Raw genomic sequence first — 20,630 nt, 5'->3', positions numbered from 1 at the left:
CGCAACCGGGCTGGAAGAGCGGCGCTTCGCGCCTGGAAGCGTGAAGCCGGAAGTCCCCCAATGCCTGGAAGCCGGAGACTTCAAGCTTCCCGCTTCGAGCTTCCAGCTCCTCGTCAGGTCAGCCATATCCGCGGCACACAGGCCGGCCGCCCGGCCAGCCGGGGGCGCAGCACCTCCCAGGCCCGCTGGCACAGCGACCAGGCGACGTTGCGCTCACCGCCCAGGTAGCGCAGCAACAGCACGCCCTGGCGCACCGTCACCGCCCATTCCCGGCTCGCCGGCAGCGCCTCGCGCAGCTCGGCGATCGCGTCCGTCTCGTCGTCGAGCCCCACCGCCCACAGCGTCGCCTGAACGCCGGCGCCGCCCTGCCCCCAGGCGCCACGGAAGCGGCGATGGGTCGGGTCCAGCACCTGGCGTTCGCACCACAGCGGGCGCCCCTCACGGGTCAGGCGAAAGCGCTGCTCGATGGCCCCCGACACATAGGGCAATTCGCTTGCCGGCCGTCCCAGCGCCAGCACCTCCCAGCCCAGGCAGCACGCGCCGGCGGCCAGCTCGATGTCGGTGACCTGGCTGCCCTTCGAGCCATCGAAGGCGATGGTCTCCTGGGGCAGCCATTCCAGCAGCGCATCCTCGGCCACGCCGAGCCGTGTGTGCTGATACCAGCGCACGCCCTGGCTGTCGGCACGATAGAGCTTGTTGGCCGCCGGCGTGGTGAGCAGCGCCTGGGCGCCGGGCTCGAGCCGGACCGCGATGGCGAGCTCGTCACCGCTGACCAGACCACCGGGCGGATGCAGCAGATAGACATGGCAGGCACCGGGCCGGCCCGCCGCGTCGGGGGCTTCCGGGTAGAAAGGCCGCTGCACCCGCAGCGGCCCCTGATGACGGGCCCTGAGCATCCGGGTATGACCATCCGCACGGACATCGAAGGCCAGCGACAGCGATGCCGCCCAGCGACGCTCGCCGTCGAAGCGATGGCCCGACTCGGCGGGCAACGGGAGGGCTCGCGAAATGGCGGTCATCGACGGGTCCTGTGGTCCGGTGGCTGTTGTCCATTGCCCTAACTTCAGCAAGCCACGTACCAGGTTGGTGAAATTACGAAATAGTCATTAATAAACAATATTTTATCTTGTACACAATCGCGTATCCCAAGGCGGCGCTGCACCAGGAAGGCACATTCAGGGCCTCGTCATGCACTCCTATCGGTCGCCGAATGTCTCTTTCGCACCAGCATGACGCAAGACGCCCGTCGCGAGCGGACCTCGCGACGGGCGTGGGGCGGGTGAGCAGAATCCGACGGTCAGCGTCAGACGGTCAGGTGGGTCTTGATCAGCTCGTCGTCGAGCTCGTCGATCGCCCCCTCGGCCACCGGCCTGCCACGATCCATGATCGCAAAACGATCGGCATACTGGCGGGCGAAAGGCAGCTTCTGCTCGACCAGCAGCACGGTCAGGCCGTCCTCGCGGATCAGCCGCCGGATCACCTCGCCGATCTGGGCGACGATGTTGGGCTGGATGCCCTCCCCCGGCTCGTCGAGGATCAAGAGCTTTGGCTCGAGCACCAGGGCGCGGCCGATGGCCAGCTGCTGCTGCTGGCCGCCGGAGAGGTCGCCGCCGCGCCGATGGCGCATCTCGGCGAGCACCGGGAACAGCTCATAGATGCGCTCGGGAATGCGCTTCGCGCCGTCGCCGCGGGCCGCCAGACCGGTGCGGAGATTCTCCTCCACGGTCAGCAGCGGGAAGATCTGGCGTCCCTGGGGCACGTAGCCGATGCCCAGCCGCGAGCGGTCCTCTATGCGTTTATTCGTCAGCTGCACGTCGTCGGCGTAGCGCAGGCTGCCTGAGGCCACCGCGACCTCGCCCATCACCGCCTTCATCAGGGTGGTCTTGCCCACCCCGTTGCGGCCCATCACGCAGGTGCACTGCCCGGCCGGCACCTCGAGGTCGACGCCCCACAGGGTATGGCTCTCGCCGTAGTACTGATCGAGTGCGCGAATACTCAGCATCAGGCGTCCTCCGTGTTGTCCGACTCGGTGCCCAGATAGACCTCGACCACCTTCGGATCGCTCGACACCTGATCCATGCTGCCCTCAGCCAGCACGCTGCCCTGGTGCAGCACCGTCACGGTGCGCGCGATCGAGCGCACGAAGCCCATGTCGTGTTCGACCACCACCACCGACTGCTTTCCTGCCAGGCCGGTGAGCAGCTCGGCGGTGCGCTCCATTTCCTGTTCGGTCATCCCCGCCACCGGCTCGTCGACCAGTAGCAGCCGCGGCCGCTGCATCAGCAGCATGCCGATTTCCAGCCACTGTTTCTGCCCATGGGACAGGATGCCGGCGGGCCGGTCGCGATGCCCGGCCAGGCCGATGGTGACCAGCACCTCGTCGATGCGGTCCCGCGCCTCGCCGGACAGCCTGGCGCTCAGCGTCGGCCAGATGCGCTTGTCGGCGGCCATCGCCAACTCGAGATTCTCGAACACCGTCAGGGCCTCGAAGGTGGTCGGCTTCTGGAACTTGCGACCGATGCCGAGGCTCGCGATCTCGGGCTCTTTCATGGTCAGCAGATTGTGGCGGCTGCCGAACCACACCGAGCCGTGATCGGGCCGGGTCTTGCCGGTGATGATGTCCATCATGGTGGTCTTGCCGGCGCCGTTGGGGCCGATGATGCAGCGCAGCTCGCCGTCGTCGATGGTCAGGTTCAGGTCATTGATGGCGCGGAAGCCGTCGAAGCTGACGCTGACGTCCTCCAGATACAGGATGGGGCCGTGGCGCACGTCCACCGGCGAGCGTGCCGGCGCCATGAAGTCGAAGACGCGATCGCGGCTGGCCATCTCCTTGAACAGGTTCATGAGCTCGCTCCCTGCGCGGGTGTCTCGGAGGCGCCGTCATCACGACGGCGGCGCAGCGACGCCAGCAGGCCGGCCACGCCCTTCGGCAGCAGAACCGTGACCACCACGAAGAGCCCGCCGAGGGCGAACAGCCAGGCCTCCGGCATCACGCCGGTGAACACCGTCTTGGCGTAGTTGACCACCAGCGCCCCGATCACCGCGCCGTAGAGGGTGCCGCGGCCGCCGAGCGCCACCCACAGCACCACCTCGATGGAGAAGATGGGCGAGAACTCGCCGGGGTTGATGATGCCGACCTGGGGCACGTAGAGCGCGCCGGCCACGCCGGCGAGCATCGCCGAGATCACGAACACGAACAGCTGCACGCGCTCGACGCGGTAGCCGAGGAAACGGGTGCGCGCCTCGGCGTCGCGGCAGGCCACGCTAACCCGCCCCAGCTTGCTGGCGACGATGGCCCGGCACAGCACGTAGCCCAGCGCCAGCGCCAGCCCGGAGGCCAGGAACAGCCCCAGCCGCGTGGCGTCGCTGCGCAGGTCGAAGCCGAGCAGCTCCTTGAAGTCGGTCAGACCGTTGTTGCCGCCGAAGCCCATCTCGTTGCGGAAGAAGGCCAGCATCAGCGCGAAGGTCAGCGCCTGGGTGATGATCGACAGATAGACCCCGGTGACACGCGAGCGGAACGCCAGGAAGCCGAACACCAGCGCCAGCAGCCCCGGCGCCAGCAGCACCATCACAAAGGCGAACCAGGCCATGTCGAAGCCGTGCCAGTACCAGGGCAGGCGGTCCCAGTCGAGGAACACCATGAAGTCCGGCAGCACCGGATCCCCGTACACCCCGCGATCCCCGATCTGGCGCATCAGGTACATCCCCATGGCGTAGCCGCCCAGGGCGAAGAAGGCACCGTGGCCGAGACTCAGGATGCCGAGATAGCCCCACACCAGGTCCAGCGCCACCGCCAGCAGCGCAAAGCTCAGGTACTTGCCGAGCAAGGTAACGGTATAAGTAGAGACGTGCAGCGGATGCCCCGCCGGCACGATCAGGTTGAGCAGCGTGACCACCGCCAGGGCGGCGAGCAGCACGCCGAGGAATATCTGCGTCGAGCGCTCGCGGAACGGCCGCGACAGCCAGGATCTCGAAGCCAGCATGGATCAGCCCTCCGCCGCACGGCCCTTCTGCGGAAAGAGTCCGCGGGGGCGCTTCTGAATGAACAGGATGATGAACACGAGCACCAGGATCTTGGCCAGCACGGCGCCGACCCAGGGCTCGAGCACCTGGTTGATGACGCCCAGCGACAGCCCGGCCACCAGGGTGCCCCACAGGTTCCCCACGCCGCCGAACACCACCACCATGAAGGAATCGATGATGTAGCTCTGGCCGAGGTTGGGGCCCACGTTGGTGAGCTGCGACAGCGCCACACCGGCCAGGCCGGCCACACCGGAGCCCAGCGCGAAAGTCAGGATGTCGACCCGGGTCGCGCGGATACCCATCGAGCGCGCCATGGCACGGTTCTGGGTCACGGCACGCACCTCAAGGCCCAGCCGGGTGCGGCGCATCACCAGCATCAGCCCGGCGAACACCAGCAGCGCGAAGCCCAGCACGAAGAGGCGGTTGAGGGTCAGCAACAGGCCCTCGTTGATCATCAGCGAGCCACTCATCCACTCCGGCGAGACCACCGTGCGGTTGAGTGGCGAGATCAGGGTGCGCACCAGCTGCTGGAGGATCAGGCTCACGCCGAAGGTGGCCAGCAGGGTCTCCAGCGGGCGCCCCTTGAGGAACTGGATGACGCTGCGCTCGATGACGATGCCGGCCAGCGCCGCGACCAGGAAGCCCGCGGGAATCGACAGCAGCAGCGCCAGTCCCGGCTGGCCCGGAAGCAGCTGCTGCATGCCCCAGGTGGTGTAGGCGCCGAGCATGATCAGCTCGCCGTGGGCCATGTTGATCACGCCCATCACGCCGAAGGTGATGGCCAGGCCGATCGCCGCCAGCACCAGCACCGAGCCGAGCGACAGGCCGAAATACAGCGTCTGGATGCCGTCATTGAGCTTCTGCTTCTGCTCGATGCCGGCCAGGGCCTCGCTGGCGGCCTCGGCCAGGACCGCGTCGTCGCTGCGGGCGGCGGCGCTGAGCGCCGAGCGCACGGAGGTATTGAGGCTGCCGGACAGCGCCTCCACCGCCTCGACGTCGCCCCGCTCCAGGCGCTGGATGGCGATGGCCTGGGTCAGCAGCCGGCGCACCTCGTCGTCGGATTCGCCCTCCACCAGGGCGGTCAGCGGCTCGACCATCGATGGGCTCACCTCTCCGAGCAGGTCCCGGGCCGCCTCGCGACGCGCCGAGACCGCTGGGTCCCGCAGGTCGAGCAGCGCCAGGGTGTTCTGCAGCTGGCCACGCAGCGCATTGTTGATGCCGATACGATCCAGCTCGCGGCGCGACATCTCGCCGAGATCCTCGTCGCTCAGCGCATCACGCACCGGCCAGTGGCGGCCGCGATTGGCGATCACCACCACGAAGCGGCCGCTGTCTTCCTGGCGCTGCAGCTTGCCGTCGAGCAGCGCCTCGAGCCAGGCGCGGCTCCGGGGATGGCCGCTCTCGGCGATGGCCGTCACGGCCTCACCCTTGGCGGCGTAGGTATCGGTGTCGAGGGCCTCGAGCAACGCCCGGCCGTCGTCGTCGGGCGCGGCCAGGGCGGCCGGCGCGGCGAGCGAGACGACGATCAGGCACAGCAGCCCCTGCACGAGGGAGCGAATCGTCCTCATGACCATGTCCTGTCAGTGGGAGAAAAATAACGGAAGGCCCCGGGCCGCAACCCGGGGAATGGCTTATTCGGCCGAGGCCACCTCGGCGTCGGCGCCGCCGCCGCAGCGTCCTTCGACGACGTTGTAGTTGCCGCAGCGCATCGGCGCGCGCCAGTCGCTGATCAGGTCGCGCGAGCCCGGCAGGTAGTCGGACCAGGCATCGCCGGCCACGGTGGACGGGGTCTCCCAGACGATGGAGAACTGGCCGTTGTCCTGGATCTCGCCGATCAGCACCGGCTTGGTGATGTGATGGTTGGGCATCATGGTGGCGTAGCCGCCGGTCAGGTTGGGCACGGACACGCCGATGATGGCGTCCTTGACCGCATCGACCTCGGTGGTGCCGGCCTTGCGCACGGCCTCGCTCCACATGTTGAAGCCGATGTAGTGGGCCTCCATCGGGTCGTTGGTGACCGCCATCTCGTCGCCGGTGTAGTCGATCCAGTCATCGATGAAGTCGTAGTTGGCATCGGTATCGACGCTCATGAAGTAGTTCCAGGCCGCCAGGTGGCCGACCAGCGGCGCGGTGTCGATGCCGGAGAGCTCCTGCTCGCCCACCGAGAAGGCCACCACCGGGATGTCCGCGGCGTCGATGCCCTGATTGCCGAGCTCGCGGTAGAACGGCACGTTGGCGTCGCCGTTGATGGTCGAGACCACCGCGGTCTTCTTGCCCTGGCTGCCGAAGTCCTTGATGTCGGAGACGATATTCTGCCAGTCGTAATGACCGAAGGGAGTGTAGTTGACCATGATGTCGTCGTCGGCCACGCCATGGTCCTTGAGATAAGCCTCGAGGATCTTGTTGGTAGTGCGCGGATAAACGTAGTCGGTGCCGGCCAGCACCCAGCGCTCCACGCCGACCTGGTTCATCAGGTAGTCGACCGCCGGGATCGCCTGCTGATTGGGCGCCGCGCCGGTGTAGAAGACGTTCTCCGAGGACTCCTCGCCCTCGTACTGGACCGGATAGAACAGCAGGCCGTCGAGCTCCTCGACCACCGGCAGCACCGACTTGCGCGACACCGAGGTCCAGTTGCCGAAGATCACGTCCACCTCGTCCTGGGCCAGCAGCTGGCGCGCCTTCTCGGCGAACAGAGGCCAGTCGGAGGCCGGGTCGACCACCACCGGCTCGAGCTCGCGGCCCAGCAGGCCGCCCTGCTCGTTCTGCTGCTCGATCAGCATCAGCATGGTGTCCTTGAGGGTCGACTCGCTGATGGCCATGGTGCCGGAGAGCGAGTGCAGGATGCCGACCTTGATGGGATCTTCCTGAGCCATAGCGGGTGCCGAGACGGCAAGACTCATCAGGGTGGCGGCGAACAGACGCTTGGGAACGGCGGGCGAATGGGAACTCATGATGATCTCCTTGTCGATCCAGTCGTTGTATTGACGTTGTTATGAAGGGCGATGGCACGCCACGGTGCACCATGTCCTACCCCAACGCTGCAAGAGCTACGCCACTTTCTGGATCAATCGGGACAACCATTAATTTTCAGTAACTTAACAACTCCAACAAAGCGCTACCTTCTGCCGATAGTGCCCTTCTGGTGCAAGTGTCGCACCGGCTTTGCACTAGATGAGTGCTTCAAGCCAACCGCATAGCCCCCAAACGAAACGGGGCGTCGGCCCATCGGCCGACGCCCCGTCGCATGGCGGTTATCGAGTGCGCTATCAGTCGCCTTCGGGGCCGCCCGTGCCGGTCTGGACCTGCATGCGCCGGCGCAGCAGCGGGCCAACGATATAGGGCAGGATCAGCCCCAGGCCGGCGAACAGCCACAGGCCGATGGCCAGGCCGCTATCCCACAGGATGGTCCAGTCGCCGTCGGCGATATCCATGGCATGGCGCAGGTTCTTCTCCATCTCGGGCCCGAGCAGCAGGCCGAGGATGATCGGCACCAGCGGGATCTCCAACTTGCGGAAGATATAGCCGGCCACGCCGAAGGCCACCATGAAGTAGAGATCGAAGGTGGTGTTCGAGATCGAGTAGATGCCCACGAAGGCGATCATGGTCACCACCGGCAGCAGGAACATCGGCGGCACCGAGAGCAGCTTGACGAAGATACCCACCAGCGGGATGTTGAGTATCAGCAGCAGGAAGTTGCCGATCAGCAGCGCAGCGATCACGCCCCAGACGATGTCGGCATTCTGGGTGAACATCAGCGGTCCGGGGGTGATATTCAGCGAGATCAGCAGCGCCAGCAGCACCGCGGTGGTGCCACTGCCCGGCACGCCGAGCGTCAGCATTGGCACCAGGGCACCGGAGGAGGCGCCGTTGTTGCCGGCCTCGGGGCCGGCCACGCCGCGCGGGTCGCCCTGGCCGAAGAAGCCCTTCTTGCCGACCATCTTCTTCTCGAGGGTATAGCCGATAAAGCTGCCCAAGGAAGCGCCTGCCCCCGGGAGTACCCCCGCGATGAAGCCCAGCACGCCACCGCGGAAACTCGACGGCAGGATGTTGCGGATGTCCTTCCAGGTGAGCGTGAGCTTGTTGACGGCCATCTTCTCCTTGCCGCCCCCGGCCTTGTCCTCGATGAAGAACAGCAGCTCGGAGATGGCGAACAATCCGACGATGGCGATGATGAAGTCCACGCCCTCGTAGAGCTCCAGGGTGCCGAAGGTGTAGCGCTGCACGCCGGTGGAGTCGATGCCCACAGTGGCGATCATCAACCCGATGGCGGCGGCCACCACCGTCTTCATGGGGTTCTTGCCGGTGATGCCGCCCAGGGTGGCGAAGGCCAGCAGGAAGAGCGCGAAATACTCGGCCGGGCCGAAGGTCAGCGCGAAGTCGGCGAGCAGCGGCGCCAGCAGGATCAAGCCGATGGTGGCGACCAGGCTGCCGATGAACGACGCCACGGCGGAGATCGCCAGGGCCTCGGAGGCCTTGCCCTGCTGAGCCATGGGGTAGCCGTCGAGGCAGGTCATCATCGCCGGTTCGTCGCCGGGGATGTTGAGCAGGATCGACGAGATGCGCCCGCCGTACATGGCGCCGGCATAGACCGAGGTGAGCATGATCATCGCGGTCTCGGGGGCGAGCCCCAGGGTAAAGGCCAGCGGGATCAGGATCGCCACGCCGTTGGCCGGCCCCAGTCCCGGCAGAGCGCCGATCAGGGTCCCGAGGAAGGCCCCGAGCAGCGCGAACATCAGATTGTGCGGGGCGAGGGCCACGCCGAAGCCGTCGATCAGGAAGCCAAGGGTTTCCATCAGCTCACCTCCAGGAACGAGAGCAGGCCCAGCGGCAGCGCCAAGTCGAGGGCGAAGTTGAACAGCAGGAACACCACCACACCCGACGCCGCACCGGTGACGAAGGCTCGCACCGGCGCGGCACCCATGCGCCAGCACAGGGTGCCCACCGCAAGGGTGGTGCTGATGATGAAGCCCAGCGGCTGCAGCAGTGCGGCATAGAGGATCAGCACTACCACCGCGACGATCAGCTCGATGCCGGTGCGGCTCCAGGGCCAGGCGTTATCCGGATCCGGCCGTACCACCATATAGAGACTGGAGAGTGCCAGCACCACGGCCAGCAGACGTGGAAAGGTCTCGGGACCGACGGCTTCGGTCCCGCCGAACGGCTCGGGGAACTGAGTGGTGCCCCAGCCGTACGCGACGGCCAGGACGATCATCAGTATCCCGAAGATGCGGTCGTTGAAGGTCATTGCTGGATCAACCCGATATCTTGGGAAAGTTGCTGGATGTCGACGATCTGGTCGGTGACGAACTGCTCGAATTCACCGGCACTCATGTGGAAGGGCATCAGGCCGTTCTGACGCATGACGTTCTTCCACTCCTCGCTCTCGTAGATGGTATCCATGGCGTCGACCCAATACTGCTTGGCCTCGTCAGAGATATCGGCCGGCATGTAGAAACCGCGCCAGTTGGGGCCGATGGCGTCGATGCCCTGCTCCCGGGCGGTGGGGATGTCACTGAACTCACCCGGCAGGCGCTCCTCCGAGAGGACGGCGAGGACCCGCAGGTCGCCGGATTCCATGAAGCCCTGCGCCTCGGTGATGTCGCCGGTGAAGGCATCCACGTGGCCGCCGACCACCTGGGTCATGGCCTCGCCGCCGTTGTTGTACGACAGGTAGGGGATGCGCGGCAGGTTCTCGACGCCGGCGGCCTGGGCGGCGATCAGCACCTTGAGGTGATCCCAGCCCCCCTTGGCGCTGCCGCCGGCGAACTTGACGCTGCGCGGGTCTTCCTTCAACGCCTCCATCAGCTCGGGCAGGTCGTCGTACTCGGCATCGTCGGCCACGGCGATGACCCCGTAGTCGGCCCCCAAGGCGCCGATCCAGTTGACCATGTCGGCGTTCATGCCCGGGAACTGACCCTGGGCCAAGCGGGTGGTGGTGGCGGTGGAGGCGGCCACCAGGAGTTGCTCGTCGCCGGCCCGCTTGCTGACGGTATGGGCATAGGCCACGCCGCCGCCGGCACCGGCCATGTTGATGGTCTGGACACTGCGCGGAACGATCTCCAGGTCCTCCATCACCTTGCCGACGCTGCGGCAGGTGAAGTCCCAGCCACCGCCCGGATCGGCGGGTGCCAGACACTCCACCTTGCCCTCGGGCTCGAAGGCCATGGCGGAACCGGCGCTGACGGTGAAGGTGGCGACGGCGATGAGTCGGAGCGGCGTTCTCATGGACATTGTTGTTGTCCCCTCTGGCGTTCGTTGGTGATTCGGTATGGACTTGTCGGGAGCTGACGGCTGGCTTACAATTCTGTAAGGCAGAACAACGTTCCCTTGAGCGGAAAGTTAGGCATCCCCTCCCCGGGGGTCAATGCTCGAGGGCCGAATTGCGACCAAAGTTGCAGTTCGACTGACATCATGACGATGAGGTAAGGATAGATGGCCCAGGACCGCGTCGAGGCCGTGGAGCGCGCATTGACCGTGCTCGAGGTCTTCGATTCTCCACGCGACGCCTTCGCCCTGGCCGAGCTGGCCGAGGCCACCGGCTTCTACAAGAGCACCCTGCTGCGCCTCCTCGGCTCGTTGGCTCGCTTCGACTACGTGCAGAGAGGCGAGGACGGCCGCTGGCGTCTAGGCGGCAGCCCGGCACGCCTGGCGCGCCGCCACGGCCCCTCACGGCATCTGGCGGCGCGCGTGCAGCCATGGCTGGACCGCCTCGCCGCCGAGACCGGCGAAACCGCCGCCCTGCTGACGACCCACTCAGGCGAGGCGGAATGCCGGCTGGCCGCCCTGCCAGAGGCCAGCCTGCGTCATGATCTGCGCCCAGGCAGCCGCTGGCCGGTCGAACGCGACGACGATCCCCGCCCCCTCCTGCCGGGGGGCAGCATGGCCTGCGTGGCGCTGCCCACCGGACCCGAGGAGCTGCCGCTGTGGCTGTCGCTGTCCGGCCCCGCCGGACGCCTGTCCACCGACATGGCGCGACGCGCCCTGGAGACGGCCAGGGCAGCCCTCGACGACGACCCGAGAACCGAGGAGCCATGACCATGACGCTGCTGCTGGTGGAGGACGACCGCCTGCTGGCGGAAACGCTGGTGGACACCCTGGCGCTGGAGCGTCACGAGGTCGAGCACCTGGCCGACGGCCTGGCAGCTAGAACCCGCCTGGACCGGGCCGATCATGGCATCGCCCTGGTACTGCTGGACCTCAACCTACCCGGCTGCAGCGGCCTGGAAGTGCTCGAGACCCTGCGACATCACGATGCCGATACGCCGGTGCTGATCCTTACCGCCCGCGGCGCGGTAGAGGACCGGGTACGCGGACTCGACCTGGGCGCGGACGATTACCTGGCCAAGCCCTTCGCCCTCGACGAGCTCGAGGCCCGCGTGCGCGCCCTGCTGCGGCGGCGCGAACGAGGCCAGCCCCTCAAGGTCGGCTCGCTGGTGTTCGATGCACCGGCCCAGCGCTTCAGCCTGGAGAACGAACCTCTGGCCCTGCCGCCGCGAGAACAGCGCCTGCTGGCGTGCCTGATGCGCCACGCGGGCGAACCGGTGGACAAGGCGCGGCTTGCCGAGGAGGCCTTCCAGGGAGAACCCATGGGCGACAATGCGATCGAGGTCTACGTCCATCGCCTGCGCAAGCGTCTGGCAAGCAGCGATGTCGCCCTGCGCACCGTGCGTGGTCTGGGCTATCTGCTGGAGGCCATGTGAGGCGACCCACCAGCCTTTACCGCCGCCTGCTGACCTGGCTGTTGCTGCCGCTGATGGGGCTGGGCGGGCTGATGGTGGTTCAGGCATGGATGGAGGCTCGGCACACCGCCGATCGCGCCTTCGACCGCCTGCTCGAGGCCGCCACCCTGGCCATCGCCGAGCAGGTTCAGTGGCAGGACGACAGGCTATGGCTCGACCTGCCGCCGGCCGCCCTGGAGATGCTTGCCACCGACGCCGAGGAGCGTGTTTTCTATGCCCTCTACGATGCCCGGGGACGCTTCGTCACCGGCAACGCCGACCTGCCGGGCCCGCCCCACGAGACCGACGCCGAAGCCCCTTCCCTGCGCTATCGCGACCTGATCTGGCACGGCCTCGAACTGCGCCAGGGCATTCGGCACTCGCGCCTCGAGGACTGGCGCCAGCGCGAGGGGTTCGAAGTCCGCGTGGCCCATACCCGGGAAGGACGGGAGCGACTCACCGGCGAGCTGTTGCAAGGCAACCTGGTGTATATCCTGGGCATGGCAGGGCTTGCGGTCGTCGTGGTGGTATTGGCGATTCGCGGAGCGCTGAGGCCGCTGACGCGTCTGCGTCGCGCCATCCGCGCTCGGGACCCGCGCACCCTGGCACCGCTGGAACTGCCGCTGCCGCGGGAACTCGCCGAGCTGCGTCAGACACTCAACGAGCTGCTGGCCAGGATGCGCCGGGTGAAGGCCAACCAGGAACGCTTCATCGGCGATGCCTCCCACCAACTGCGTACGCCGCTCGCCGGCCTCTCGGCCCGGGCCGAACTGGCACTGCGGCAGGACGATCCGCGGCGCTGGCGCGAGGCCCTGGAGGCGATGCAGGCGACCAGCGCCCGCACGTCGCATCTGGCCGTTCAACTGCTCTCGCTGACCCGGCTCGACAACCCCGAATACCAACCCGACTTGCTGCCGCTCGATCTCGGAGCCCTGGCCCGCAACGCGGTGCGCACCCACTGGGCCAGCTGCCACCGCGACGGCATCGACCTGGGCGTGGAAGCCCCCGAGGCGTCCGTGACGGTGCCGGGGCTCGACTGGCAGCTCGAAGAAGCGCTCGGCAATCTCATCGACAACGCCCGGCGCTACGGTGCCAAGCATATCACCGTGCGAGTCGCCGCCACCCCGCCCGTGCTCGAGGTCGAGGACGATGGCCCGGGCATCCCGCCGGCCCAGCGCTTGCTGATGCTGCGCCCCTTTCATCGCGGCAGCGACGACCCTGAGGGCTCGGGGCTCGGCCTTGCCATCGTCGATGGCATCGCGCGCACCCATGGCGCCCGACTCCGGCTCGACGCCGGCACGGGAAAACGAGGGCTCAAGGTCAGCCTGCAATTTTCGGGAGAGGCATCATGATCCAGCGACTGCTGTACCTTGTGCTGCTGGGGCTGAGCAGCGCTTGCCTGGCCTCGGCCGACGAACGCCTCCACTACCCGGCTCGGACGGTGGACGACGAGGCGCCGGGCCACCTGGTGATCCACGCGGCCCTGGATCCGACCTATGCGCGACCGATTCTCGCCGCCTTCCACGCCCGCCACCCGACCATCGACCTGACCTACCGCAATCTCGACACCCTTCCCCTGTATCGACGCTTCCTCGAGGCACCGGACGAAGTCGACGTATTGATGTCCTCGGCCATGCCCTGGCAGTACCGGCTGGCCAACGATGGCCATGCCCAGCCGTTGAACACGCCGGAGGCCAGGGCATGGCCCGCTTGGGCTCGCTGGCGGCAGGAGCTGTTCGCCTTCACCTTCGAGCCCATCGTCATGGTGGTGCGTCGTGAGCTCATCGAGCGCTTCGGTCGCCCTGCTAGCCACGCCGACCTGCTGGCGCTGCTGCAGCGCCAGCCGGATGCCCTTCACGGCCGCGTGGTGACCTACGATCCAAACGTGAGCGGGGCCGGCTATGGCTATGCCATCGAGGAATCTCGGCTGTCGCCGCGCTACTGGGACCTGATCGCCGCCTTCGGAGCGACGGAGACCGCCCTGGCGGCCACCACCGGGGAAATGCTCGAGGGTCTGATCGACGGACGCTTCTGGCTGGGCTACAACCTGCTCGGGAGCTATGCCCGCGAGGTGGTCGAGCGGCATCCGGGCCTGGAAATCGTCGTCCCCGACGACTACACGCTGGTCACCCAGCGCCTGGCACTGATGCCTCGCCAGGCGCCGCATCCCGACGAGGCGCGCCGCTTCATGGATTTCCTGATCGGCAAGGCGGGCCAGCAAGTCATCGCCAACGAGACCTCCCTGGGTGCCGTGCACCCGGCCCTCACCGGCCCCGGCACGGCCTGGGCCCTGCGCTCCAGCCACGGCGACGCCCTGCGCCCGGTCACGCTGGGCCCCGGCCTGCTGGCCACCCTTGATGACCTGAAACGCCAAGCTCTACTGACACGCTGGCAGCGAGAATTCACACGGCATCAGGCACCGCTTGCGCGCGACGCGAGCCAGGATGGCGCCCAACGCCAAGCAGACACCAGGCAATAGCACCGCCCAGGCAACAAGGCAGAGGGAGACAAAAAGGCGGGGAAACGCGAACGAGCCGGCCAGGCTCGCGGGTGCGGGCCTGGCCGGCTTCCCTGAGTCGCTCAGCGAGCGAGACTCAGCTGTACGGGTACGGTGCCGCGATGCAGCATGCCGAGCGCACGGGCGGCGCTCTTGGAGAGATCGATCACACGACCGCTCACGAAAGGCCCGCGATCGTTGATCATCACCTCGACCTGTCGACCATTGTCGCGACGAGTGACCAGCACCTTGGTGCCAAACGGCAGGCTGCGGTGGGCGGCGGTCAGCTCGCGCTGATCGAAGGGTTCACCGCTGGCCGTAGTGCGGCCTTGGAAGCGGTCGCTATAGTAGGAAGCAACCCCCTTCTGTATCGTCGAAGCCTGCCCAGCGCTAGGGTGGGCCAGACTCGTTCCAGCGGCGCCCAGCGCCCACACCGCTAGACCTGTCAACAACAACAAACGCCATCCTCTGGGGCGAGCCAGGCTCGCCTTGCCGGAATACCCCATGCGTCAACCTCACATCGACTTGTACGCCGATCGACCTCCTCGCGATCAGACGCCTCGAGACGCGTCAGACGGTGTCGGGTGCTTTCCCTGCAGCCAACCCAGGCTTCCGGCTCGCTCGCTGTCGAACCAGGCCAATGCGTCATGCAACGTCACCACCGTGCCGACGATGACGAGTGTCGGCGGTCGAATGTTACCTAACTCAACCGCAGACGGCAAATGCATCAGACTGCCGACATGAACGCGCTGACGCGACGTGGTGCCCTGCTCGATCAGCGCCAGGGGGGTCTCATCCGGCAAACCATAGGCGCGCAATCGTTCACTGATGATCTCGAGGCTGCCGAGTCCCATGTAGAACACCAGTGTCTGCCCTGGGCTCGCCAGCGCCGGCCAGTCCAGCTCGCAGGTACCGTTACGCAGGTGCCCGGTGATGAAACGCACCGACTGGGCATGGTCGCGATGAGTCAAGGGAATGCCGGAATAGGCGGCACACCCCGAGGCGGCGGTGATGCCCGGCACCACTTCCACGTCGACGCCGGCCGCCACCAGGGTCTCCAGCTCCTCGCCTCCACGCCCGAAGATGAAGGGATCCCCGCCCTTCAATCGGACGACACGCTTCCCAGCCCGCGCCCACTCCACCAGCGCCTGGTTGATACCCTCCTGGGGCACGCTGTGGTCGGAGCGTGCCTTGCCGACATACAGACACTGCACGTCAGCGCCGGCCAGGGCCAGAATCTCCTCGCTGACCAGCCGATCGTGGAGGATGACATCAGCCGCCTGCAGACGCCGCAGGGCCTTGATGGTCAAGAGTTCGGGATCCCCGGGGCCGGCTCCGACCAGGCTGACTCGGCCAGGTGCCAGCGAGGACGACTCGGGAGGCAGCCGGAGGGCCTGCGAAACGGGGGAAGAGGCGGCACACATATTCCAATATCTCGAAGTCAAAAGAGCTTTATATGCAATAAAGTAATTAATTCATCGAACGAATGCCACTCTTCACTGGGCGCAAGCATATAACCGATCCAGCACCCGAGCCGACAGAGAAATCCACAAACGATGCGGCCCCCGCCATTGGCGGGGGCCGCGCGGAACGTATAGCGGCGAGACTCAGGCGCTCAGCACACGCTTCAACCGGGGACTGGCGAGTTCACCGATCACGGCGAACACGGCCAGCGCCAGCACCAGCCAGGGCCACTGCTCGCCGAACTTCAGGGTGGCGATGCCGAGGGCGTCGACGAATATGACCACGATGCCCAGCGGGCTGACATAGCGCACCATGAACAGCCACAGGGCGTGCATGGCCGGGGACAATCCGAGTTCCTCGCGCAGCGTCTCGCTCTTGAGCACGAAGCCGGCCAGCAGCACCATGCCCAGGCCGCCCAGCGGCATCATCCAGCGGGAGGTCAGGTAGTCCAGCCAGCCGAAGAAGTGCTTGCCGGCGAGGGTCCACTCGGCGCCGACGTTGAAGGACAGCATGGCCAGGGTGCTGATGATCCACAGCACAATACCGGTGCCCCAGGCCGCAGCGCGGCGCGAGATGCCCTTGTTGTCGGTGAGCCAGGACACCGTGGCCTCGACCATGGAAATCGAGGAGGTCAGCGCAGCCATCGACAGCATCACGAAGAACAGGATGCCGAACAGAGTGCCCAGCGGCATGGCCTGGAAGGCCAGCGGCAGGCTCATGAAGATCAGCCCCGGACCGCTGCCCGGCTCCATGCCGTTAGCGAAGATCACCGGGAAGATGGCCAGGCCTGCCATCAGGGCGACCAGGGTGTCGGCCACCGCCACCGTCAGGGTGGTGCGACCGATGGAGGCATTGCGCGGCAGATAGCTGCCATAGGTCAGGATCGCCCCGGAGGCCAGCGACAGAGTGAAGAAGGCATGCCCCATGGCCGCCAGCATGCCCTCGCTGGACAGGCTACCGGCGTTGAAGGCGAACAGGAAATGCAGGGCATCGCCGAAACCGCCGGAGAAGGCGCCGTAGACGATCATGATCAGCAGCATGATGACCATGCCCGGCATCATCCAGCTCACGCTCTTCTCGATGCCGGCCTGAACGCCCTTGCCGACGATCACCATGGTGGCGATCGTCACCAGGGTGCTCCAGAAGCCCAGGTTGAAGGGGCTCTCATTGTTGGCGCCGAAGATCGCCGCCATATCGTCGACGCTGGTGCCGGCCAGGCCTCCGCTGAGCATCTTCCACAGGTAGGAAAACGACCAGCCGGCCACCACCACGTAGAAGCACAGGATCATGAAGCCGCAGGCCATGGCCATCCAGCCCAGCAGCGACCACAGCGAGCGGCCGCCGGACTCGGCGGTGACGCGGCGAATGGCATCGATGGGACTGCCGCGGCCACGACGGCCGAAGGCGATCTCGGTCATCATCACCGGCACGCCGATCGCCAGAATGCAGGCCAGATAGACCAGCACGAAGGCGCCGCCGCCGTATTCGCCGGTCATGTAGGGAAACTTCCAGACATTGCCCAGGCCGACCGCGGAGCCGGTCGCCGCCAGGACGAAGCCCCAGCGGCCCAGCCACTGGGTACGAGGTTGTGCGTCGTTTGTCATGTCACACCAGGATCACGGAACTGTTGTTGTCGCCGCCACGCAGCATGGGCCAGCACAAGCCGTCCATTGTGACGGATTTTGTCGTGAATGGGCAGGGAGTCGGAGGATTGTTCTAACTGTCGACGCCCTGCCCGTCGGATTCGGCCGCAGAGGCCGCTCCGATGGTACGGATCAGTCGTCGGCCTTGAGCACGCCGCGACGAATCTGGTCTTCCTCGATGGACTCGAACAGCGCCTTGAAATTGCCCTCGCCGAAGCCGTCATTGCCCTTGCGCTGGATGATCTCGAAGAAGATCGGACCGATCACCGTCTCGGTGAAGATCTGCAGCAGCACGCCCTGCTCCGGCGCGCCGTCCACCAGCAGGTTCAATTCACGCAGGTCCTCGAGGTTCTCCTCGTGGTTGGGCACCCGCTGGTCGACCTTCTCGTAGTAGGTGTCCGGGGTAGTCAGGAACTGAACCCCATTGGCCTTCAGCGCCCGCACCGTGGCGTAGATATCGTCGGTGGCCATGGCCAGGTGCTGGATGCCCTCGCCGTTGTATTCACGCAGGAATTCGGCGATCTGCGAGCTGTCGTCGGCGGATTCGTTGATCGGGATGTGCATCTTGCCGCAGGGTGCGGTCATGGCGCGAGAGTGCAACCCAGTCTTCTTGCCGGCGATGTCGAAATAGCGGATCTCGCGGAAGTTGGCCACCCGGGTGTAGAAGTCAGCCCAGACGTCCATCTGGCCGCGATCGACGTTATGGGTCAGGTGATCGAGCACCTGAAGGCCGACGCTGTGGTCGCGGGGCGTGCGGCCTTCGATCGGCTCGAAGTCGATGTCGTAGATGGTTCGGCCGTCACCGTCGAGCTTGTGATCGACGAAGTACAGCAGCGAGCCGCCGATGCCCTCGACGGCCGGAATGCCGACCTCGCCCTCGCCTACCGGGATCTCCACCGGCTTGGCACCGCAAGAAACGGCATGGTCAAAGGCCTGACGGGCGTCAGCCACTTTCCAGGCCATGGCACAGGCGGACGGGCCGTGGACACGGGCGAACTCAGCGGCCTGGCTGTCCGGTTCAGCATTGAGCACGAAATTGATGTGCTCCTGTTGGAACAGGAACACTTCCTTGGAACGGTGCTTGCGGGTCTCGGTGAAGCCCAGCTGCAGGAACAGCCGACGCAAGGCTTCGATACCCTCGGCGGTCGGGGCAGTGTACTCGACGAATTCGAAACCGTCGGTGCCGATGGGGTTGGCGGTGTCGAGCTGGCTCGTCTGGGCGGGGGCGTTCATGCAGAACCTCCGGATAGCTTTGTGGTTGTCGTCGGGGCACTCGGCCCTTGGATGCCCACAGACTAGTGGCCCCCCGCCCTTGCCGGAATGCCCGGGACCGGCGCCCCAGCTCCCGTGAACCCCATCGTCAGCCAAGCGTGCGTCACACTTTCGTTACACCTCCGGCGACCCCATGATTCGCGCCACCGGGGCGGCAAACATTCATGACACGCCGTAAAGAAATCATGACACCTTCGGGGATGACTGGCCGCCCAACAGGGCCTCTACGCTGGCGACCTTGTCATCCATGCCCTGTTCTCGATCGGTACGCGTGCCCAACTTGAGCGTGGACGTGATCCGTGGCGCTCCCATCTGGTGCACTCGCTCATGGCAGCGCTTGACCACGGCCATGACCTCGTCCCAGGGCCCCTCGATATTGGTGCCATAGGCATGCATGCGATATTCCAGTCCCGATGCTTCGATCACCTCCTGGCAAGCGGCAACATGCGGTGAAACGGAAACACCGACGCCCATCGGCACCACACAGAGATCCACGATCACCTTCATTCAGCTGTCCTCATATAAAACGTCAAAAGGGGCAATTGTCAGGAACAATTGGGTCTGGTCTATGCTAACGCCTTGTAATAGGAGACCAAGAGTCAACGCATCACGCCCGTGACTGTCCCGGCTGCCACCCGTGTCTGAAGGCTCAGGAGGAGACATGACCAGCGACCCGCGACTCGGCCCCATTGCCCTACCCGACTCCCGCGCCCGACGCGTCGTCGAGAAACTGCTGGACGGCTCCAGCGTCAGCCTGAACGGGCATGCTCCCCAGGACATTCGCGTCTATCACCCCGACTTCTTTCCCAGGGTATTGCACCAGGGCACCCTGGGGCTCGGAGAGGCCTACATGGACGGCTGGTGGGACTGCGAGCGAATCGACGAGATGGCACATCAGCTGCTAACCCATGGCCTGGGCGCACATGCACAATCCACGTCGGAGCGGCTGATGTATCGGCTACAGGCAGGATTCTTCAACCTGCAAAGCCGAGCTCGCGCCTACATCGTCGGCGAAGCTCACTACGACCTCGGCAACGACCTCTTCCAGCGCATGCTTGACGACACCATGTGCTATTCGTGCGGCTACTGGAAGGATGCCGATACCCTGCTCGAGGCCCAGCGCGCCAAGCTTGATCTTGCCTGCCGCAAGCTCAAGCTGGAACCCGGCATGCGAGTCCTCGACATTGGTTGCGGCTGGGGCAGCTTCGCGGAACATGCTGCCCGCCATCACGGCGTCGAGGTGACCGGCATCACCATCTCCCGGGAGCAGGCCGAACTGGCCAGGAAGCGCTGCGAGGGGCTGCCCGTCGAGATTCTGCTCGAGGACTATCGCGACCTGGAGGGCCAGTTCGATCGCATCGTTTCCATCGGCATGTTCGAGCACGTCGGCCATCGCAACTACGACACCTATTTCGAGACGGTCAGCCGGCTGCTGCCAGCAGACGGACTGTTCATGCTGCACACCATCGGCTCCAACAGCTCGAACATCAGTGCCGACCCCTGGATCAATCGCTACATCTTCCCCAATGGCGTACTGCCCTCCGCCGTGCACATCGCCAGGACCAGCGAGAGCCAACTGCTGATGGAGGATTGGCAGAACTTCGGGGCCGACTACGACCGCACCCTGATGGCCTGGCTGGAGAACTTCGACGCCCGCTGGCACGAGATCGCCGACCGCTACAACGAACGCACCCGGCGCATGTTCCGGTATTACCTGTCGGTCTGTGCCGGCGCCTTCCGCGCTCGCAACCTCCAGCTCTGGCAGGTGGTGTTCTCGAAGGGGCGCGAGGGACGCTACGACGCCCCGCGCTGAACGCCCACGGCGCATGTTCCGGCTCATTTCCAGCCTGTCGGTCTGTGCCGGCGCCTTACGCGCTCGCAATCCCCAGCTCTGGCAGGTGGTGTTCTCGAAGGGGCGCGAGGGACGCTACGACGCCCCGCGCTGAACGCCCACGGCGCATGTTCCGGCTCATTTCCAGCCTGTCGGTCTGTGCCGGCGCCTTACGCGCTCGC

General features: G+C 66.1%; 19 protein-coding genes. 5 read left to right on the top strand and 14 right to left on the bottom strand.

Annotated features, from left to right (window positions below):
• Positions 1–113: 113 nt before the first annotated feature.
• The 9 genes from ACGTN6_RS14135 to ACGTN6_RS14095 all read right to left on the bottom strand — a co-directional run bounded on the left by ACGTN6_RS14135 (position 114) and on the right by ACGTN6_RS14095 (position 10,254).
• The gene (locus ACGTN6_RS14135) at positions 114–1,019 is read right to left on the bottom strand and encodes an urease accessory protein UreD (protein ID WP_394592580.1); all 906 of its coding nucleotides are present in this window, start codon (positions 1,017–1,019) and stop codon (positions 114–116) included.
• A gap of 284 nt (positions 1,020–1,303) precedes the next feature.
• Positions 1,304–2,002, bottom strand: coding sequence for an urea ABC transporter ATP-binding subunit UrtE (gene urtE, locus ACGTN6_RS14130; RefSeq protein WP_394592577.1), 699 nt, complete (start codon positions 2,000–2,002; stop codon positions 1,304–1,306).
• The gene (gene urtD / locus ACGTN6_RS14125; RefSeq protein WP_394592574.1) at positions 2,002–2,844 is read right to left on the bottom strand and encodes an urea ABC transporter ATP-binding protein UrtD; all 843 of its coding nucleotides are present in this window, start codon (positions 2,842–2,844) and stop codon (positions 2,002–2,004) included. Before urtD ends, urtE begins: the two co-directional genes overlap by 1 nt.
• Positions 2,841–3,983 (bottom strand): urea ABC transporter permease subunit UrtC, encoded by a 1,143-nt coding sequence (gene urtC / locus ACGTN6_RS14120; protein ID WP_394592572.1) that lies wholly within the window; start codon positions 3,981–3,983, stop codon positions 2,841–2,843. Before urtC ends, urtD begins: the two co-directional genes overlap by 4 nt.
• Positions 3,984–3,986: 3 nt before the next feature.
• Positions 3,987–5,591: an urea ABC transporter permease subunit UrtB gene (gene urtB, locus ACGTN6_RS14115; protein WP_394592570.1), complete on the bottom strand. Its 1,605-nt coding sequence runs from the start codon at positions 5,589–5,591 to the stop codon at positions 3,987–3,989.
• A gap of 63 nt (positions 5,592–5,654) precedes the next feature.
• On the bottom strand, positions 5,655–6,974 hold the full coding sequence (urtA, locus tag ACGTN6_RS14110) for an urea ABC transporter substrate-binding protein (RefSeq protein WP_394592568.1): 1,320 nt from the start codon (positions 6,972–6,974) through the stop codon (positions 5,655–5,657).
• A 315-nt stretch (positions 6,975–7,289) separates the two neighbouring features.
• Entirely contained in the window at positions 7,290–8,816 is a 1,527-nt protein-coding gene (locus tag ACGTN6_RS14105) for a tripartite tricarboxylate transporter permease (RefSeq protein WP_394592566.1), read from the bottom strand.
• Positions 8,816–9,268: a tripartite tricarboxylate transporter TctB family protein gene (locus ACGTN6_RS14100; RefSeq protein ID WP_394592563.1), complete on the bottom strand. Its 453-nt coding sequence runs from the start codon at positions 9,266–9,268 to the stop codon at positions 8,816–8,818. The genes ACGTN6_RS14105 and ACGTN6_RS14100 overlap by 1 nt, the downstream gene beginning before the upstream one ends.
• Positions 9,265–10,254, bottom strand: coding sequence for a Bug family tripartite tricarboxylate transporter substrate binding protein (locus ACGTN6_RS14095; protein ID WP_394592561.1), 990 nt, complete (start codon positions 10,252–10,254; stop codon positions 9,265–9,267). Before ACGTN6_RS14095 ends, ACGTN6_RS14100 begins: the two co-directional genes overlap by 4 nt.
• 201 nt (positions 10,255–10,455) lie before the next feature.
• On the opposite strand from ACGTN6_RS14095, the gene ACGTN6_RS14090 reads away from it, so the two are divergent.
• The 4 genes from ACGTN6_RS14090 to ACGTN6_RS14075 are packed head-to-tail and all read left to right on the top strand — an operon-like array spanning position 10,456 to position 14,220.
• Positions 10,456–11,058 (top strand): helix-turn-helix domain-containing protein, encoded by a 603-nt coding sequence (locus tag ACGTN6_RS14090; RefSeq protein WP_394592558.1) that lies wholly within the window; start codon positions 10,456–10,458, stop codon positions 11,056–11,058.
• A 2-nt stretch (positions 11,059–11,060) separates the two neighbouring features.
• Positions 11,061–11,723: a response regulator transcription factor gene (locus ACGTN6_RS14085; protein ID WP_394592755.1), complete on the top strand. Its 663-nt coding sequence runs from the start codon at positions 11,061–11,063 to the stop codon at positions 11,721–11,723.
• The gene (locus tag ACGTN6_RS14080) at positions 11,720–13,093 is read left to right on the top strand and encodes a sensor histidine kinase (RefSeq protein ID WP_394592555.1); all 1,374 of its coding nucleotides are present in this window, start codon (positions 11,720–11,722) and stop codon (positions 13,091–13,093) included. The genes ACGTN6_RS14085 and ACGTN6_RS14080 overlap by 4 nt, the downstream gene beginning before the upstream one ends.
• On the top strand, positions 13,090–14,220 hold the full coding sequence (locus tag ACGTN6_RS14075; RefSeq protein WP_394592552.1) for an ABC transporter substrate-binding protein: 1,131 nt from the start codon (positions 13,090–13,092) through the stop codon (positions 14,218–14,220). The genes ACGTN6_RS14080 and ACGTN6_RS14075 overlap by 4 nt, the downstream gene beginning before the upstream one ends.
• Before the next feature lie 101 nt (positions 14,221–14,321).
• Here the strand turns inward: ACGTN6_RS14075 and ACGTN6_RS14070 are convergent, their stop codons facing one another.
• The 5 genes from ACGTN6_RS14070 to ACGTN6_RS14050 form a co-directional block, all read right to left on the bottom strand.
• Positions 14,322–14,744: a septal ring lytic transglycosylase RlpA family protein gene (locus tag ACGTN6_RS14070; RefSeq protein ID WP_394592549.1), complete on the bottom strand. Its 423-nt coding sequence runs from the start codon at positions 14,742–14,744 to the stop codon at positions 14,322–14,324.
• A gap of 45 nt (positions 14,745–14,789) precedes the next feature.
• On the bottom strand, positions 14,790–15,662 hold the full coding sequence (cobA, locus tag ACGTN6_RS14065; RefSeq protein WP_394592547.1) for a uroporphyrinogen-III C-methyltransferase: 873 nt from the start codon (positions 15,660–15,662) through the stop codon (positions 14,790–14,792).
• A gap of 183 nt (positions 15,663–15,845) precedes the next feature.
• Positions 15,846–17,306 (bottom strand): sodium-dependent transporter, encoded by a 1,461-nt coding sequence (locus tag ACGTN6_RS14060; protein ID WP_394592545.1) that lies wholly within the window; start codon positions 17,304–17,306, stop codon positions 15,846–15,848.
• Between the two features lie 171 nt (positions 17,307–17,477).
• Positions 17,478–18,578 (bottom strand): 4-hydroxyphenylpyruvate dioxygenase, encoded by a 1,101-nt coding sequence (gene hppD, locus ACGTN6_RS14055; protein WP_394592542.1) that lies wholly within the window; start codon positions 18,576–18,578, stop codon positions 17,478–17,480.
• Positions 18,579–18,800: 222 nt separating this feature from the next.
• Positions 18,801–19,124, bottom strand: coding sequence for an MTH1187 family thiamine-binding protein (locus ACGTN6_RS14050; RefSeq protein WP_394592539.1), 324 nt, complete (start codon positions 19,122–19,124; stop codon positions 18,801–18,803).
• Between the two features lie 154 nt (positions 19,125–19,278).
• Here ACGTN6_RS14050 and cfa point away from each other — a divergent pair, with 154 nt between their 5' ends.
• Positions 19,279–20,430, top strand: a complete 1,152-nt coding sequence (cfa, locus tag ACGTN6_RS14045) for a cyclopropane fatty acyl phospholipid synthase (RefSeq protein ID WP_394592536.1) — start codon at positions 19,279–19,281, stop codon at positions 20,428–20,430.
• The last annotated feature ends 200 nt before the right edge of the window (positions 20,431–20,630 follow it).

The organism is Halomonas sp. B23F22_20 (assembly GCF_043496985.1).
Taxonomy (GTDB): domain Bacteria; phylum Pseudomonadota; class Gammaproteobacteria; order Pseudomonadales; family Halomonadaceae; genus Halomonas.
Note: the sequence above shows the minus strand (reverse complement) of the source record. Positions and strands in the feature narration are given on the sequence as shown.